An 18,064-nucleotide genomic window follows, 5' to 3' on the forward strand; every position below is an offset into this window, starting at 1 on the left:
TGGAGGAGAAAAGGATGGAGCAAGAAATTAGAAACGCGGACCTTTCAGATATGATGTGTGATCTGCTTTATCTGTTAGGGTGTGGTGTTAATGAGAAAATGCCTGCGAAGGCTTATATCAAGACATTTCAGGAAGCATACGACGAAGACAGAATGCAGATGATGTATCGATTTAGCAAGGCTCATTTTGTGGAAGCACTTACCGGAACCGTGCTGAAAAAGGCTGGCGTGAAGCTTCCGATAGAGTGGGAACAGAGTATTGCCAAAGCAATCCGTAAAGTAATCTTATTCGATCGGGAACGTGCAGAGATTTTTTCTTATATGGATGAGCAGAGAATTTGGCATATGCCATTAAAGGGCGTGATATTAAAAGAGTTTTATCCGTCCATCGGCATGCGGCAGATGTCGGACAATGACATTTTGTTTGATAAAGACTATGCGAAGCAGATCCGGGATTACATGATAAGCCGCGGTTATGAGGTCGAAGTTTTTGAGCAGGGAAATCATGATGTCTATGAAAAAGAACCGGTTTATAATTTTGAAATGCATACTTCACTTTACGGAGCGGGTCATCACAATGAGTGGATAAGCTATTATGACAGGATCAAAGACCGTCTGCGTCCGAAAGGAAATCGATCCGAGTATCGCTTTACGGATGAGGATTTCTATGTATATATTATGACGCATATGTTCAAGCACTTTGATGGAAGCGGTACAGGAATCCGTTCTCTATTGGATCAATATGTGTATTTGAATCGGCTGGAAGATTCCCTTGATTTTCCTTATATTGACAAGCAGTGTGAGATCCTTGGTATTGCAGATTTTGAAAAAGAAAATAGGGATCTTTGCAAGAAAGTGTTCCGAATAAATGATATCCTCGCAGAAGAAGGGACGGAAAGATTTCGTCACGCTCTTTCGCCGGAAGAGAGTAAGCTGCTTTATTATTATATGACTTCCGGAGCATATGGTACGACAGAGCGCAGAGTAGTAAACAGCATGTCTCAGCATCGGAAAAAGATGGAAGTATTTCAAAAGCTGCTTATATAATAAAACGACTGTTTCCGGGAAAAGAGCAGTATGATTATTGCCCGGTACTGAAAAGACATCACTGGCTTCTGCCGTTTTACTGGGTGTACCGGGCTGTCCGGATGATTTTCAGTAAGGAGAGGAGAAGCAGGACATTCCAAGAAATAACTATTGTGAAAAAAATCCGGCAGGATCAGTAGGGAAAGTGTTGAATAATAATGGACAAATGATGAGCGAATGATAATCATTTCCCCACATCCGATATTGACAAGACGATAATCTTTCAGTATGATTGAGACAGCGAGTATCACGGAAAGGGAGGAAGATATGAAACAAAGAAAACGAGGAATAAGGCGGATGTTTGCCGGAGCCATGGCGGTTCTTATGGTGCTGTCAGCAGTGAATGTGAGCGGCTGGAGCGTGATGAATGCGAAGGCGGAGGAGACTGCAGTGCAGGTAAATGATAGTGCTGGAAAGACTGAACAGCAATCCACGGAAGAGGAAGAGTGTAAGCATGAGGGGGTTGAAATAACTTTCAACAGCAACGGTTTCGGGAACTGCCCAAAATGCAATGCAATCGTATATCAGCCTGCTGTTGAAACAACTGACAAATATGACATTGACGATGACAGCATGAAAGAGACTGTTTACGAAATCAGCAATGCAGGTCAGCTTTACTGGTTTGCAGGACTTGTAAACGGCACTCTTGATGGTATTGAACAAAACACATTAGCCAATGCAATTCTGACAGCCAACATCACAGTAAATGATAATCTTCTTGATTCTTTACAATACGACACAGAGGGCAATGTTTCCAACGGAAGTGATTTTATAACCTGGACACCGATTGCAGATTGTATGGAAGATCATATAACACTGTATTCAGGAACGTTTGACGGAAATAATAAAACCGTAAGTGGTTTATACTTTAATGATAATTCAACACGTATTGGATTATTCGGAAGTTCAGAAGCTGATGGCAACATAAAAAATGTTGGAGTTGTTGATTCCTATTTCAAGGGGAATGATTTTGTGGGCGGTGTGTGTGGACGCAATGACGGCACAATCACAAACTGTTATAATGCAGGGAATCTTACCGCTATTAAGTCATCTGCTACTATAGGCGGTATATGTGGATACAATAGTGGCACAGTCACAAACTGTTATAACACAGGAACTGTTACCGCTACCGACCAAGTAGCTTCTGTGGGTGGTGTGTGTGGCTGTAGTATTGCACCAATTTCAAACTGTTATAACATAGGAACCGTTACTGCTACTAGCTCAGATGCTGATATAAGCGGTATATGTGGATACAATTTTGGGCCAATCAAAAATTGCTATTACCTCGCAGACACAGAAGATGAAAATGGCGGCAAAACCACCGCACAATTCGCAAGCGGTGAAGTTGCGTATCTTCTCTCACAAGGTTGTACAGTAGGTGAAGGTGAAGATGCCGTAACTTACAGTGGCTCTGTATGGGGACAGGCACTTGGCGGAAATGGTGATACATATCCAGTTCTGAAAAAGGCAGGGGATGCCAAGAATACAGTATATCGGAATGAAACCTATCCAGGTTGTGAAGGCAATCCGGGTGATCTGGTCTATTCGTATTCAAATACACAGAAAGCTCCGGCTTATGCTGAGCACACCGATGAAGATTTAGATGGCAAATGCGATGTTTGTAAGCTGGATTTTAAAACATTTGAACAGCTTGGAAAGCTAATTACCAAAGTTAAGCAGAATTTAAGTGATGGAAAGTACGCAGATGTGCAGTACACGACAGCTTCTATTGATGCTTTACGAAAGGCTATTGTTGTTGCAGACACTATTACAGAGGCTTCTTCTGATACAGATGTTGCAACAGCCTTTGATAAGCTGCTTGCAGCATCTACAGTAGGTACAGGTGGACTTATCAAGGCAGATCACAATATTGTCATATCATTTGCGGATGCTAAAAGAGGCATAGCATCAGGAAATGGATGGTATGCAAACGGCGATACCGTTACCCTTAAAGTAACACCAAGTGTAGGATACATTTTCAGCAGATGGACCCAAGATAAAGCAGGCAATACATCTGTAGGAACAGAGAGTACATATACATTTACTTTGGCAGCTAACAGTCCGGATGAATATTATGCATGGCTTGACGAGGTAAAATATACAGTGACATGTGAAAGCGTAGAAGGTGGAACATGTAGTACGGATGCAGAAGGCGGAAAGTATGTATATGGGCAGATAGCAACAGTGACAGCAACAGCGAGTGATGGCTATGAATTTGTAGGCTGGAAGGATAGTTATGGAACAACGGTAAGTACGGATGCTGTTTACAACTTCACAGTGATTGGTGATGCGACATTGACACCGGAATTTGTCAAGGTTAAGACAGAGGAAGGAAATGAGATTGCTTATGTAACTGTAAGTTTCTACCATCAGTCAGGAAAGCTTCTGGACAGCCAGAAGGTTGTTTCCGGCGAAGGAAAGATTACCACTACAGTAAATGCACCGACAAAGGTAGGATTTGACTTCCTTGGATGGTCTGCAAAGGCAAGCGGTGCAACAGCAGAAGATGTGGTTGATTTTGAAACGGCGACCTTTAGTGAGAATACCAGTCTTTATCCGGTATTTAAGGCGCAGGATATTACTTATACATTGAAAGTAGGTTCACAGACAGAGCAAAAGGCTCCACAGTCTAGTGTTACGGTTACTGCAGATCCGATGGAAGGTAAACAGTTTGTTGGCTGGAAGGATGCAAATGGCAATATCGTAAGCTATGACAGCACATATACTTTCATCATCACCGGAGACACCACGCTCACGGCATATTATGAGCAGGTAGACAGTGAGGTAGTGAAGGAGCCGACGATAGTCATAGGTGAGCCGGTTATATCGGTGAAGGAACAGGGCGTAAGTAAAAAAGCCACAATGTATTTTAACTATGATATTCCTAGCGGGAATGAGTTAGTAGACATTGGTGTTGTTTATGTAAGTGGAAAACAGAATACGCTTGATATGAATACGCCGGGTGTAGTCATTCGTTCTGCAATGAGCACAATTAATGCATCGCCAAATAATGTAAAGAATCAGTTTTATTATTCAAAAACCATGACAGCTGATTCTGAGTATACATTCATAGGATATATTGTTTATACGGATTCTTCCGGTAAGCGAATAACAATATATAGTGACTTAAAGAATGCATCATACAATGATTAAAGGAGGATACAAGAAATGGAAAAAGAAATGTATGAAAGAGCAGAAATGGAAGTTGTTGAATTTGAGGTAGAAGATGTGATTACAACTTCTGGAGGTACTGGTGAAATTCCAGGATTAGATGATTAGGTATAATTATAAAAATGGAGGCGGCGGTGTAAACCGCCGCTTTTTCAAAATTACAGGAAAGAAATTTGAATTATTAAACACAGAGGAGATTGATTGTGAAGATAAAAAACATGCTTTTAACAGCAGTATGCATTTGCTTTCTTTGCCTGCTTGGAAGTATGCAGGTATATGCGGCAGAATATTATGGAAATTTTCAATACGAAGATAATGGAGAAAACGTATCAATTTATGCATATAATGGAAGCGACAAAGAGGTTACCATTCCTGCCTATATTAATGACAAGGCGGTAACAGAAATCAATGATTATGCATTTTTATTATGTAATTCGGTAGAGAAGATAATCGTACCATCTACAGTTACAACGATTCATGCAAATGCATTTTCCGGTGCCGGAAATCTCAAGAATGTGGTACTTGCTTCCGCAGATACCAAAATTGAGGATTCCAATGAGAATACGGATAAGAAAGATACAGATGAGAACGGAAAGTCGAATCCGTCCGATGCCACAGACAATAAGAATGGCCATAATTCAGGAAATAAAGATGCCGGAAACGCTAATCCGTCCGGCACATCAAATAATCAGACTAAGGAACAGTCCGGAGCCAACAATAATCAGAGCAATTATAAAGTTACGGTTGATTCCTCAGTAGATACAGCCGCAGAGGAAAAGAAACTTGCGGAGCAGTACAAGAAAGAAAACAAGACAGATGACGGCGCTACAGCACAAAATGGTGATACAGAAAAGCAGGGTGGTGGAACAGAGATTGCAGGAATTGATGAAGGCATAGATGCCGACGAAAATACCGTCGGCTCAAATGCAGATACAGCCTCCGAAAAATCACAAAGTATGCCGGTGCGGGGAATTATATTGATAGTAATTGCGGCAGCGATTGCAGTGACAGGAATGGCTTTATTTATCCGGAAGAAAAAGAAACAGAAGTAGAATTATAATTTGAATGGAATCAGAGGTCGCATATGAAGAACTTTACAATCCGTCTGGCAAGACAGTATTTTACCATCTGCCCTGTCTGTGATTATATCAGAGAATATTGCAAAGATTGGAACTGGGAGTTGGATTTAATACACCAACAATCATTCGGTTTCCATTTGAAAAGCTGGTAAGAGAACATGATAATATAAGTCTTATCAGACTGAGTCTTGACCAGGCAATTGTTCCGGAAAGTTTTGGTAACAGAGCAGTAGGCATACAAGCGGATATGGCGGAGAGCATAAAAGATATTGTGGAGGAAGTGAAACGTAAGCTATTATGACGCATATGTTCAAACACTTTGATGGAAGCGGTACAGGGATCCGTTCTCTGTTGGATCAATATGTGTATTTGAATCGGCTGGAAGATTCTCTTGATTTTCCTTATATTGACAAGCAGTGTGAGATCCTTGGTACTGCAGATTTTGAAAAAGAAAATAGGGATCTTTGCAAGAAAGTGTTCTGAATAAATGATATCCTCGCAGAAGAAGGGACGGAAAGAGCAGTATGATTATTGCCCGGTACTGAAAAGACATCACTGGCTTCTGCCGTTTTACTGGGTGTACCGGGCTGTTCGGATGATTTTCAGTAAGGAGAGGAGAAGCAGGACATTCCAAGAAATAACTATTGTGAAAAAATCCGACAGGATCAGTAGGGAAAGTGTTGAATAATAATGGACAAATAATGAGCGAATGATGATCATTTCCCCCTATCCGATATTGACAAGACAATAATCTTTCAGTATGATTGAGACAGCGAGTATCACGGAAAGGGTTATTTTATGAATGAGACACAGATAAAAAGCAGTATGAAGGATAACAGACGAAAAGCAATTATCAATGCTGCGTTTCAAATTTTTGTAGAGAAGAAAATTGAGCCGGTCAGTATGGGAGAGATTGCAGAGGCGGCAGGAGTAGGACGCGCGACATTATTCCGCTATTATCCGAATAAGCTGGAGTTAGTGATCGCGGTGTGTGCTGCCAAATGGAAAGAGTATCTGGATGCACTGGATGCGAAGCGTCCGCTTACATCGATTGGAGATATTCCGGCAATTGATAGGTTTACTTTCACGCTGGACAGTTATATCGAAATGTACCAGCATCACAAGGATTTATTGCAATATAATGACAACTTCAACCATTATGTTACTCATGAGGGGGTGAAGGAGGAACAGCTTGAGGAGTTTCATGCATCCCTTTATTCAGTCGATACGAGACTGGAATGGATGTATGAGAAGGCAAAGGAGGATCACACGTTCCGCACGGATATTCCGAAGGAGGAATTTTTTCGTGTGACAGTGCATACAATGATGACGGCTTGTACGTATTGTGCCAGCGGATTTATCTGGGGATCAGAGGACAACAAGGACTATACCTCGGAGTTACTCAGGATCAAGGAAATGATCTTAAATTATGCGAAAATCTCTGAATGACAGAATCTTCTAAACGAAGAATTTCGAGAGTACATCGCAGGGAAAGGGAGGAAGATATGAAACAAAGAAAACGAGGAGCAAGACGGATATTTGCTGGAGCCATGGCGGCTCTTATGGTGCTGTCGGCGGCGGATGTCAGCGGCTGGGGCGTGATGAATGCGAAGGCGGAGGAGACTACGGTGGGAACCACTCCCCAATATTTGACGATAGGCTCAACAAAAATTATTGATAATGGGAAATTTCAAAATAATGAAGTCTCTGGTAATGATACGATATATCAGGGAACCAATTGGTATTATGACAGCACGAAGAATCAACTTGTACTGGAAAATGCGTCTATTTCTGGACATATTACAAGTATGAATGGTGATCTTTCGATTATCTTATCCGGAACAAATACTATGAAATCAGAAATGTTGATTCAAAGTATTTCAACAGAAAGCGGAATTGTGCCTACATTAGAAATAAATGGTAACAATCATAATGGAAGTCTAAGTTGCGGAACAATCAGTGTAGGTGACGATGTCTCAAATAATAATAATTTAAATATTATAGGAGCAACGCTGGAGACTTCCGAAATTGATTGCAGCGGTATCGTAACGATTGAAAATAGTCATGTGGTAGCCAATGATGATTCTTCAACGGTAATCAGTGGCGATAAAATTAATATAGTAGACAGTTTTGTTGAAGCGAAAGCAACAACAGAACGATACGAAGGTAAGGTGATTAGGTCAAATCAACCAATTAATGTATCAGGAAGCCAGATTGTGGTTAGTCGTGCTTTAGATTGTTCAGACCCTGTACTAAGCGATTGTAGCTTCAGCAACTCTGTTATCACAAAGAAATGGAAAGACTATGAGACGAAAGATAATGTAACGAAAACATATGTATATGGTACAGCCGCTTTAAAAGAAGATTTAACAATTGCAAGTGGGGAAAGCATTGAGTTTGAAAGTGGCGCGAGCATTACCAATCCGGAGAAACTCACTTTGGCAGATGGCGCGAGTCTTTTGGTAGATGGAGAAGAGCATACACATAACAAAGACGGTGATGTTACATACACTTGGAAAGATGACAAAGAACATATAAAAAATGTGGCATGCAAAGACTGTCCAATCGGATATGTAACGAAAGAAACGGAATCTCACAGCATCGGCGAGAATGGTTTCTGTGCATGTAATGAGGTATACCAGCCGGCAAAGCTTACCACAGACAAGTATGATATAGATGGGGACGATAGCAAGGATGCGGTTTACGAAATCAGTAATGCAGGTCAGCTTTACTGGTTTGTAGGACTTGTAAATGGTACGCTTTCGGGCGAGACGCAGAATGCATCGGCGAATGCAGTCCTGACCGCGGATATTGTTGTGAATAAAAATGTTCTGAAGTCGGATGGAACAGTAAATGAGGGAACATTCAAGGAATGGACACCGATTGCCACTAGCGCAAGTCCATACACTGGTATATTTGAAGGGCAAAACCACACAATCAGTGGATTGTATTTTAAGCAAGAGACTAGTTTTGTAGGATTGTTCAGTGTTAACAGTGGTAAGATTGCTAATGTAGGTATTTTGGACTCTTATTTCTATGGTCAACCCTATAAGGGATGGCAGGTAGGAGGCGTGTGCGGATCTAACACGAATCAAGGAGCAATAACAAATTGCTATAATACAGGTATTGTTCGAGGAAGTGAAACTGTAGGAGGTGTGTGTGGAAGTAATTACGGAACAATTACAAATTGCAGCAATAAGGGGAACGTTGGTGAAGATGATGAAAGCGTAGGGGGAGTATGTGGAAGTAATTACGGAACAATTACAAACTGTAATAATGCAGGTATTGTCAGCGGTAAATCGTATGTAGGTGGCGTGTGCGGAAAAAATTCCAATGGCGGAACCGTCACAAACTGCAATAACACAGGTGAAGTTAGAGGAACGAGTCAGTATATAGGAGGATTGAGTGGAGATAATGATAGCTCAAGTATTACAAATTGTAATAACACGGGTGAAGTCAAAGCAACAGGTAAATTTGTAGGAGGATTAAGTGGAGGTAATTACAATAATGGAACCATCACAAACTGTTATTATGACAGTACCGTTTATACAGGAACTGCGATAGGCGATGATATGGGAACAACCGAAAAAGTCGAAGGAAAAACGACAGAGCAGTACAAGACCGGTGAAGTTGCGTATCTCCTGTCACAGGGCTGCTCAACCGGAGAAGGTGATGACACTGTGACTTACGATGGCTCCATCTGGGGACAGACCATCGGAACAGACAATTATCCGACCTTAGGTGGAGCTAAAGTTTACAAGAACGCTATTTATAACGGATGTGTGGGCAAACCGGGAGAGCCAGTGTCCTATAAATATTCCAATACAGAGAAGAATACCTACGGTGAACATCCGGATCTGGACAATGATGGAAAATGCGATGACTGTGGTGCAATCATTGATGGCATCGGTGCGAAGCTTGCCGGTTATTCCTTAAGTCTTACCGGTAATATCGGCGTCAACTTCTACATGGAGTTGTCGAATAAGATTATCGCAGATAAGGATGCGTATATGCAGTTTACCCTTCCAAATGGAACTGTTACGAAAGTACTGGTTTCCGAGGCACAGACGAATACCACGATCAATGCAGAGAAAACATATTACAGATTTCCATGCGAGGTAGCATCCTATGAGATGACACAGGATATCAAAGCGCAGATGTTTGATGGAAATGGAAAGTGCGGCAAAGAATATACCTATACCGTCAGAGACTATGCGCAATATTTAATTGATCATGTTGATTTGTATCAGGATGCCTATCCCTTTGCTGTGGCTATGCTGAATTATGGTGCCTGCTCACAGAAGTATTTTAATAAGGCGGTGGATGAGCTGGCAAATAAGTATTTAAATGATAATGAGTTGGAAATACAGGATCGATTTGATGGTTATATTAATGGTTTTGTTGCAAATAAGGCTGAAAATAAAGTGCTTGGACAATTTGCCGGACTTAGTATGGTGTTAAAATCGGAAACTACATTGAATATCTTCTATGAACCAAAGGAAGGAATCGATGTGTCAAAGCTGAATTTTATCGTAGACGGAAAAGAGATCACACCGGTGAAACGAGGTCAGTATTATATTCTGTCTCTGGAAAACATCAAGGCAAATGAGTTAGGAAATTCAAAAAAGTTTACTGTAACTGATGGTACGAACACATTGAGTGGAGATTACTGTGCGATGATGTACTGTTATCAGGTATTACAAGCTCAGGAGGGGACTTATGAGGATGCTCTGGTGACACTGGTGAAAGCATTTTCCAATTATGCATATACCGCGCGGTCTATATGCCAATCCAATTAGTAAGTGAACGATCAAGGTAACCGAATAGCAAGAGTACATGGACATGAACACAGAATTCATACAAAAATGAAAGGAGTATCAGATTATGAAAGAGAGATACGAAACACCGGAGATGGAGATTGTAGAGTTTGAAACAGAGGATATTATTACAACAAGTGGTATAGATAATCCGGAGTTGCCATTTGTGCCGGTTTCAGGAAAATGATGAAAGGAATAAGGAAGTGGTCTGATCTGGTGGATATGTAATATTAGAAAGGGAGGAAGATATGAAACAAAGAAAACGAGGAGCAAGACGGATACTTGCCGGAGCCATGGCGGCTCTTATGGTGCTGTCGGCGGTGGATGTGAGCGGCTGGGGCGTGATGAATGCGAAGGCGGAGGAGACTACAACGGGAAAAGTTCCACAAATCTTGTCTATAATGGATGAGAGCCAGCAATTTATTATTATGAACGGGAAACTTCAGGATGATAAAGTTTCCGGTAATGCGAATACGTTATACGAGGGAACAAATTGGCATTATGATAGTGAGAAGAATCAGCTTGTACTCCAAAATGCGTCTGTTCAAGATATTACTGTTGAAGGTGGTGATCTTACCGTTTTGTTATCCGGGGAAAATACCTTGAGTGGAGAGATTAAGTTTAATGTAGATGGTGGAAGTAATACACTGGAAATAAACGGTGGCAGTGATAATGGAAGTCTGATTGGAAATGGTGAGATTACTGTTGGAGTTAACTCTGAACAGACAAACAATCTGAAGATTACGGGAGCAACAACAGAAACTGTCGATATCGAATGTAATGGTGAATTGACAATAGAGAAAAGTCATATTGTTGCCTGCGTTGATAAATTTCAATCAGTACTTTCGGGTAATACAGTAAGTATAACGGATAGTTATGTTAAAGCTAAGAGTACCGAGGATATGGCGAGTTCAATTTCATCAAAGAATGGAATTACTATATCAGGCAGTCAGATTCTGGCGGAAACTGGTAAAGCATTTGGAGAAAATGATGTAATACAAAATGTTGATAGTAGCAACTCTGTCATCACAAAGCAATGGAAAGACTATGAGACGGGTGTTGATGTAACGAAAACATATGTATATGGTAAAGCCACCTTAAAAGAAGATTTAACGATTGCAAGTGAAGAAAGCATTGAATTTGAGAGTGGTGCGAGCATTACCAATCCGGAGAAACTCACTTTGGAAGATGGTGCGAGCCTTTCGGTAAATGGAGTAGAGCATACACATAACAAAGACGGTGATGTTACATACACTTGGAAAGATGACAATGAACATATAAAAAATGTGGCATGCAAAGACTGTCCGATCGGATATGTGACGAAGGAAACAGAAACTCACAGCATCGGCGAGAACGGTTTCTGTGCATGTGATAATGTATACCAGCCGGCAAATCTCACCAAAGACAAGTATGATATGAATGGGGACGATAGCAAGGATGCGGTTTACGAGATCAGTAATGCAGGTCAGCTTTACTGGTTTGCCGGACTTGTAAATGGAACACTTTCGGGCGTGACGCAGAATAAATCAGCCAATGCAGTTCTGATCGCGGATATTGTTGTGAATAAAAATGTTCTGAAGTCGGATGGAACCTTGAATGAGGGAACATTCAAGGAATGGACGCCGATTGCCACTAGCGCAAGTCCATACACTGGTATATTTGACGGACAAAACCACACCATCAGTGGTTTGTATTTCAATCAAGAGGATAGTTATGATGTAGGATTGTTCAGTCGTAACAATGGTAAGATTGCCAATGCAGGTATTTTGGACTCTTATTTCTATGGTACCAGCAAGGTAGGAGGCGTGTGTGGAAATAATTATACCGGAACTATCACAAACTGTTATAATACCGGCAGCGTCAGTGGTTTAGGAACTCTAGGAGGCGTGAGCGGATATAATGATACCGGAAGCATCACAAACTGTTATAATACCGGAAACGTCAGTGGTAGTAGCGGTTTTGTAGGAGGCGTGAGCGGATATAATAGTAAAGGAACTATCATCAACAGTTATAATGCCGGCAGCGTCAGTGGCTTAGAATATGTAGGAGGCGTGAGCGGAATTAATTATACCGGAAGCGTGAGCGGAATTAATTATACCGGAAGCATCACAGACTGCTATAATATCGGTAGCGTCAGTGGTAGCGAAGGTATGTGGGAGGTGTGAACGGATATAATGACGGAGGAATCATCACAAATAGTTATAATGCCGGTGGCGTCAGTGGTATAGAACGTTATGTAGGAGGCGTGAACGGATATAATGACGGAGGAACCATCACAAACTGTTATAATACCGGTAGTAGTGTTAGTGGTAGTGGATATGTGGGAGGCGTGAACGGACGGAATAAAGGAACTATCACAAACTGTTATAATACCAGTAGTGTCAGTGGTAAAGAACGTTATGTAGGAGGTGTGATCGGACGTAATGAATCCAATGCAACCATCACAAACTGTTATTATGACAGCACCATTTATACAGGAGCTGCGATAGGCAATGATATGGGAACAACCGAAAAAGTCGAAGGCAAAACGACAGATGAGTTTAAGACCGGTGAGGTTGCGTATCTCTTACAGCTTGACCAGTCCGATGAAGTCTGGGGACAGACCATCGGAAAAGACACTTATCCGACTTTAGGTGGATCTAAAGTTTACAAGAATGCTACCTATAAAGGATGTGAGGGCAAACCTGGAGATGCCGTATCTTATGCGTATTCGAATACAAAGAAGAATACCTATGGTGACCATCCGGATGCGGATAATGATGGGAAATGTGATGACTGTGGTGCGATTATAGATGGCATCGGTGCGAAGCTTGCTGGGTATTCCTTAAGTCTTACCGGTAATATCGGCGTCAATTTCTACATGGAGTTGTCGAATGACATTGTAAATGATGAATCCGCATATATGAATTTTACCTTGCCCAATGGCACGACATCAAAGGTATATGTAAGTGGAACGCATGAAGACGGTTCGACCGCCACAACCGATACAACGGTAAAGAATGGTGTGACGTATTACGTCTTTACCTGTGAAGTGGCTGCCAAAGAAATGACTTCAGATATCAAGGCACAGATGATTGGTAACAATGGTGAAAAGACGGGAAAAGTGTATACATACACGGTAAAAGAATATGCAGATTATATCCTGTCACATACGTCTGCAGAGGGAAGTAACTATGGCAGTGCAACTGTTCAGCTTGTAAAAGGCATGTTGAATTATGGTGGTGCGGCACAGAAATATTTTGGATATAAGACAGATCAGCTTGCGTCAGATGGCTTGGCTCTGACAGAACCAGTGTTTGATGATACAAGCATTATAAATTTTATAAAAAATGAGGCAAATAAAGCTGTTATTACAAACCATAGTGATCCAGATAAAGTTACGTTTAAATCTGCGTATTTATCCTTGAATTCTACGACAGATCTATGTGTTTCTGTGCAGTTTGCGGAAGATGTGACAGTGCAGGAAGATATGTTTGCAATTTGGCTTGGTAGCACTGAAATATCAAAGGATCAGTACGAGATAACAAAAGTCAATGAAGGGAACTGTTATAAGATCACATTGCATGGAATAAAAGCAAGTCAGTTGCAGAAGCAGTATGAATTTGAAGTGCATTTGTCTGATGCAGAATCTGCAGTACTAACATATGGCGCAACCAGTTATGCGTACACGGTCATGAGCAGTGCATGTGATAATATCAATAATATTGAATCGCTCAGAGAAGTTGTCAAGGCACTTTATGCATATGGCAGCTGTGCACAAGGATATGAATACTACAAAAACAAGAATTAAAGGGAGGTAAACAAGCATGAAAGAAAGATACGAAACACCGGAGATGGAGATTGTAGAATTTGAAACAGAGGATATTATTACGACCAGTGGTGATGACAATGCGCTCCCACCAATGGGCATTGATACTCCATAAAAGGATTATGTTGTAGAATAATGCACTTAAAATGTCAGGCAGACTTGACTGTCTGGCATTTTTTGCATAAGAAACGGAATGTTACGGAAACGGGAGATGCCTTGAACAGCCTTGTTTTTCTTGTGGTTACAGGCGTTGTATGGTAAGCTTACTATAATAGTGTTTATGGCTAAAATGAGCAGAGGTGTAAAGATGAAAAATAAGAGAAAGATATTGCTGGTATCCGGAATTGGAATTGTCATTATGGCAATCGCTATTGGAGTGACGATTGCAGTAAACCGTCCGGGTACTATGAAGAATAGCCGTCAGGCTGCATCAGGGCAGACGACAGAGAGTAAGGAAAAGGACAATGAGCTTCCGGTTTTGCCGATTGGTACAGATACTCCACAGTCGGGAGATGATACATCAACCACACAGAGTGATAGTGGTACGCATGGAAAAAAGGCATCACGGGAGCAGGCAGAGTCCAAAGGGAAAAAGAATGATTCGAAATCGCCGGACCCAAAGAATACAACCGGTGCAGACAGCAAAGCGAAAGCAGATAAAAAGCCCTTACATTCGGAAAATCAGGTGCCATCGGATTCTAAAGCGGATACAACAAAACAGGAGGATCAGCCGGAGAATCCAGATCGCGATCAAAGCAATGATGGCAATGGTAAAGATTCCGCTACAGGGTCAGATCAGACAACGAATAACAATAAGAAACCGGAAAATCAGAAAGATGGTGGATCAGACAAATCAGATTCCGGCAAAAAAAGTTCGGATACGATAGAGCTTCCATTTGTTCCGGCTGAATAGGAGGCTGCTTTCGAAAATGAAGTGAAGAAGGATTGGAGGGTATCGGTGAAAGAAAAAAGTACACTTACATGGCTTAGAAAAGTGACAAAGAAATACCGTTCCTTTGTTGTGCTGTTGGCCATATTTGAAATTATCGTGAGTGGACTTGGGGTCTGTTATGCCCTTGTAATGAAGCAGATGGTTGACCGTGCTGTAGCAAAGGACAGCCATGGTTTTGTGATGGGAATGATAGGGTTTGGACTTCTTGTTTTAAGCCAACTTGCGATCCGCATCATAACGAGACAGGTTTCGGAATATACCAGAAGCAGCATGGAAAATACCTTGAAGCAGGAGATGTTTTATTCCCTGCTGACAAAGGATTATGGAAGCGTTAGTTTGAAGCATTCGGAGGAGTGGATGAACCGCCTTACATCAGACACTGTTGTTTGTGCGGACGGCATGACGGACATTTTGCCGGGATTTTTGGGGATGCTGATACGGCTGGTGGGTTCTATGGTGCTTATTCTATATTTACAGCCGGGACTGGCAGTGATCATGATCCCCGGTGGAATACTCTTTCTGGTGATTACGGTCGTACTTCGAAAACCGCTCAAGAGATTTCACAAGGATGTTCAGGAAAAAGACGGGAAAGTCCGAACGTATCTACAGGAGCGGATCAGCAGCATGCTTGTGGCCCGTGTCTTTGGAGCAGAAAATATAGCGGTGGAACAGGCGGCAGATACGATGGAGCTTCATAAAAGCTCCCGTATGAGAAAAGCGTGGATCTCCAACATTTGTAATAGCGGATTCAGCCTTGTGATCAATGGAATGTATCTTTTGGGAATTGGATTTTGCGGCTATGGCATTATCCATGGAAATGTGACTTTTGGTACGCTGACCGCTATGATCCAGTTGATCGGGCAGCTCCAGTCACCTCTTGCCGGCCTGGGGGGATATGTGCCAAGGTATTATACCATGATCGCCAGTGCTGAGCGGCTGATGGAAGTGGAGCAATATGAAGATATAGAGGAGTCAGGGCGTCGCAGTATCGAAGAAATCCGGAAGCTATATGCGGAACAGATCCGGGAGATTACTTTTCACCAGGTTTCTTTCCGTTATCCGGGGAAAGCGGATACAGGCAGTTCAACGGTGCGGGAAGGTGATGTTGTAGCGGCAAATGGCGCAGATACTGATATTGCCGAACATAAAAGAGATGTGTTACAGAATGTTTCTTTCTCGATAAAGAAGAGTGATTTTGTGGCGGTTACCGGAACTTCCGGCTGTGGCAAATCTACCATGTTAAAGCTCTTGATGGGAATTTACCGTCCACAGACAGGAACGATATCGGTGATCTTGAACAATGGTACAAGTATTGCCATAGAGAATATGAACAGACTATTTGCTTATGTACCGCAGGGAAATTTTTTGATGGGAGGCAGCATCCGGGATGTGATCACCTTTGGAAAGTCAAAGGTGGATGGGACTGCAGACTGCCCGAAAACGGATAGTGTCGACAGGAATCACGCTGACAGAAATGATATGGATCCTGACGAGAAACTAAAGAGGGCGGTTCATCTTGCCTGTGCAGATTTTGTCTATGACCTGCCGATGCAGCTTGACACGATCCTTGGAGAAAAGGGAGCGGGACTCTCAGAAGGGCAGATGCAGCGGATCGCCATTGCAAGAGCACTATATGCGGATCGTCCGGTATTGATATTGGATGAATCCACCAGTGCGCTGGATCAGCAGACGGAACGAAAGCTGCTTGATAATCTGAAGCAGCTTACGGATAAGACGGTGTTGTTTGTATCCCATAGGTTGCCTGCGTTGGAGATCTGCAGCAAACGGCTTCATTTTGAAGAGGGAATTACGCTAGATCATTCCTTTCGTCCGTAGATTTCACGGTATTGACGCAGAGTGTATCCGGTGTGTTTTTTGAATTGGGTTCCCAAGTGGCTTTGCGATGAAAATCCCAGATAAGTTGCGATCTCAATATAGGAATAATCGGAATAGATCAGTAGATTTTTGGCACGGTTGATCTTCTCCTGAAGAATGTAACCGGATATACTGATCCCTTCGCATTCCTTGAATAGCTGGGAGAGGTAGTTGGGGTTACAGTCTGCTTCAGCAGCCAAATCTTCTAGTGTGATCCGGTCATGTAAATGAGAAAAGATAAAATCCTTGCATTTATTAATGCGGGGATTTTTCTGTTTTTTCAAAATGCCTTTCTGCTTCTCTTTGATCTCATGAACCATTTCAGCATATTGGAATTCTGCTTTGTGGGCAAGGGGAGCGACAAGGGCAAGATCCTTGCACTCTTCAATCTGTTGGATGTAGGAATCGCTCAGAGAAAAGGAAATTTCCGGAGAGAGTCCTCCGCGGATCGCAGCCCGGCTTGCGAGAGTGACCAGAACAATACCGAGATTTTTGAGATTGCGCAAGGGGTCCTTTGCAAGAGTGCCGATCGTTCCGTCATAATCCTCTTGCAGGCTTTTTTCTAATTGGATCAGATCACCGTTTTCGATGCTGCCAAATTCCCGCATCTCCTGATCGTAGGGATTATGATGGACATTATTTTCATGGTTTTCAAATAGTATATCGTTAAAGTGTTTTTGTACTTTTCCCGTATGGTCATGATTGAGGCAGTTAGTCTCTATGATCTGCTCGGTTGTTGATTCTACTCCGGTGATCATATGGTTCAGAAACAATATATCTTCCAGGTAGTCATCCGGATTGACCTGTGGAACGTATTTTTCAATTTCTTCTTCTAATATTAGTTCGTTGTAGTCGCAGTTCAGATAAACAGGAGAGGCAAAACTGACAGGACCGACAATATAAATAGCATTGTGGCCTGTAACGATGCCGTAAATATTTTTTTGCCGGATGGATCGTAGACAAGGAATTCCCTGTGGCAGTGATTCCAGTAAAAAGTCCAGAAAATCCTTGTCTTTGATATAGGTATCCTGAAAAGCAAGGACTTTGCAGCAGGAAAAAGTAATTTCCCCGTCGATGGTTAATTTATATGCATGAGTGTGTATTTTTTTGGAAAGATATTGAAGTAAAATGGTATCTTGCATCAGGGGTTCCTCCTATTCTGTCATGTTATAGATGAAGTATATCATATTATCTGATAATTATGTTAAAAATCTAATATTTTTAATATAAATGAGCCCGTTTCCATCATAAAATGTAGTCACAAGTTAAGAAACAAC

At 41.8% G+C, this 18,064-nt stretch carries 12 protein-coding genes; 11 read left to right on the top strand and 1 reads right to left on the bottom strand.

Annotated features, from left to right (window positions below; translation table 11 throughout):
- Positions 1-14: 14 nt before the first annotated feature.
- The 11 genes from DW981_RS07345 to DW981_RS07395 all read left to right on the top strand — a co-directional run bounded on the left by DW981_RS07345 (position 15) and on the right by DW981_RS07395 (position 16,748).
- Positions 15-1,046, top strand: a complete 1,032-nt coding sequence (locus DW981_RS07345) for a nucleotidyltransferase family protein (protein WP_182434182.1) — start codon at positions 15-17, stop codon at positions 1,044-1,046.
- Positions 1,047-1,352: 306 nt separating this feature from the next.
- Positions 1,353-4,238, top strand: a complete 2,886-nt coding sequence (locus DW981_RS07350; RefSeq protein WP_182434183.1) for an InlB B-repeat-containing protein — start codon at positions 1,353-1,355, stop codon at positions 4,236-4,238.
- A gap of 221 nt (positions 4,239-4,459) precedes the next feature.
- Positions 4,460-5,308 (top strand): leucine-rich repeat protein, encoded by an 849-nt coding sequence (locus tag DW981_RS07355; RefSeq protein ID WP_118507266.1) that lies wholly within the window; start codon positions 4,460-4,462, stop codon positions 5,306-5,308.
- A 106-nt stretch (positions 5,309-5,414) separates the two neighbouring features.
- On the top strand, positions 5,415-5,636 hold the full coding sequence (locus DW981_RS07360) for a hypothetical protein (protein ID WP_243034687.1): 222 nt from the start codon (positions 5,415-5,417) through the stop codon (positions 5,634-5,636).
- Complete coding sequence (locus DW981_RS07365) at positions 5,633-5,818, top strand: nucleotidyltransferase family protein (protein ID WP_118507267.1); 186 nt, start codon at positions 5,633-5,635, stop codon at positions 5,816-5,818. Before DW981_RS07360 ends, DW981_RS07365 begins: the two co-directional genes overlap by 4 nt.
- Before the next feature lie 315 nt (positions 5,819-6,133).
- Positions 6,134-6,784 carry a TetR/AcrR family transcriptional regulator gene (locus tag DW981_RS07370; RefSeq protein ID WP_118507268.1) on the top strand — a complete coding sequence of 217 codons (651 nt, stop codon included), beginning with the start codon at positions 6,134-6,136 and terminating at the stop codon, positions 6,782-6,784.
- Positions 6,785-6,840: 56 nt separating this feature from the next.
- The gene (locus DW981_RS07375) at positions 6,841-10,134 is read left to right on the top strand and encodes a GLUG motif-containing protein (RefSeq protein WP_182434185.1); all 3,294 of its coding nucleotides are present in this window, start codon (positions 6,841-6,843) and stop codon (positions 10,132-10,134) included.
- A gap of 266 nt (positions 10,135-10,400) precedes the next feature.
- Complete coding sequence (locus tag DW981_RS07380; protein WP_118507270.1) at positions 10,401-12,317, top strand: GLUG motif-containing protein; 1,917 nt, start codon at positions 10,401-10,403, stop codon at positions 12,315-12,317.
- Positions 12,314-13,942, top strand: a complete 1,629-nt coding sequence (locus DW981_RS07385; RefSeq protein WP_182434186.1) for a GLUG motif-containing protein — start codon at positions 12,314-12,316, stop codon at positions 13,940-13,942. Before DW981_RS07380 ends, DW981_RS07385 begins: the two co-directional genes overlap by 4 nt.
- A 325-nt stretch (positions 13,943-14,267) precedes the next feature.
- On the top strand, positions 14,268-14,873 hold the full coding sequence (locus DW981_RS07390) for a hypothetical protein (RefSeq protein ID WP_118507272.1): 606 nt from the start codon (positions 14,268-14,270) through the stop codon (positions 14,871-14,873).
- Between the two features lie 45 nt (positions 14,874-14,918).
- Positions 14,919-16,748: an ABC transporter ATP-binding protein gene (locus DW981_RS07395; RefSeq protein ID WP_182434187.1), complete on the top strand. Its 1,830-nt coding sequence runs from the start codon at positions 14,919-14,921 to the stop codon at positions 16,746-16,748.
- On the opposite strand, the gene DW981_RS07400 is transcribed toward DW981_RS07395, so the two are convergent.
- Positions 16,730-17,929, bottom strand: coding sequence for an AraC family transcriptional regulator (locus tag DW981_RS07400; protein ID WP_118507274.1), 1,200 nt, complete (start codon positions 17,927-17,929; stop codon positions 16,730-16,732). The two genes, DW981_RS07395 and DW981_RS07400, sit on opposite strands and share 19 nt — an antisense overlap.
- Between the last annotated feature and the right edge of the window lie 135 nt (positions 17,930-18,064).

Source organism: Clostridium sp. AM49-4BH, from assembly GCF_003478335.1.
Classification (GTDB): Bacteria; Bacillota; Clostridia; order Lachnospirales; family Lachnospiraceae; genus Butyribacter.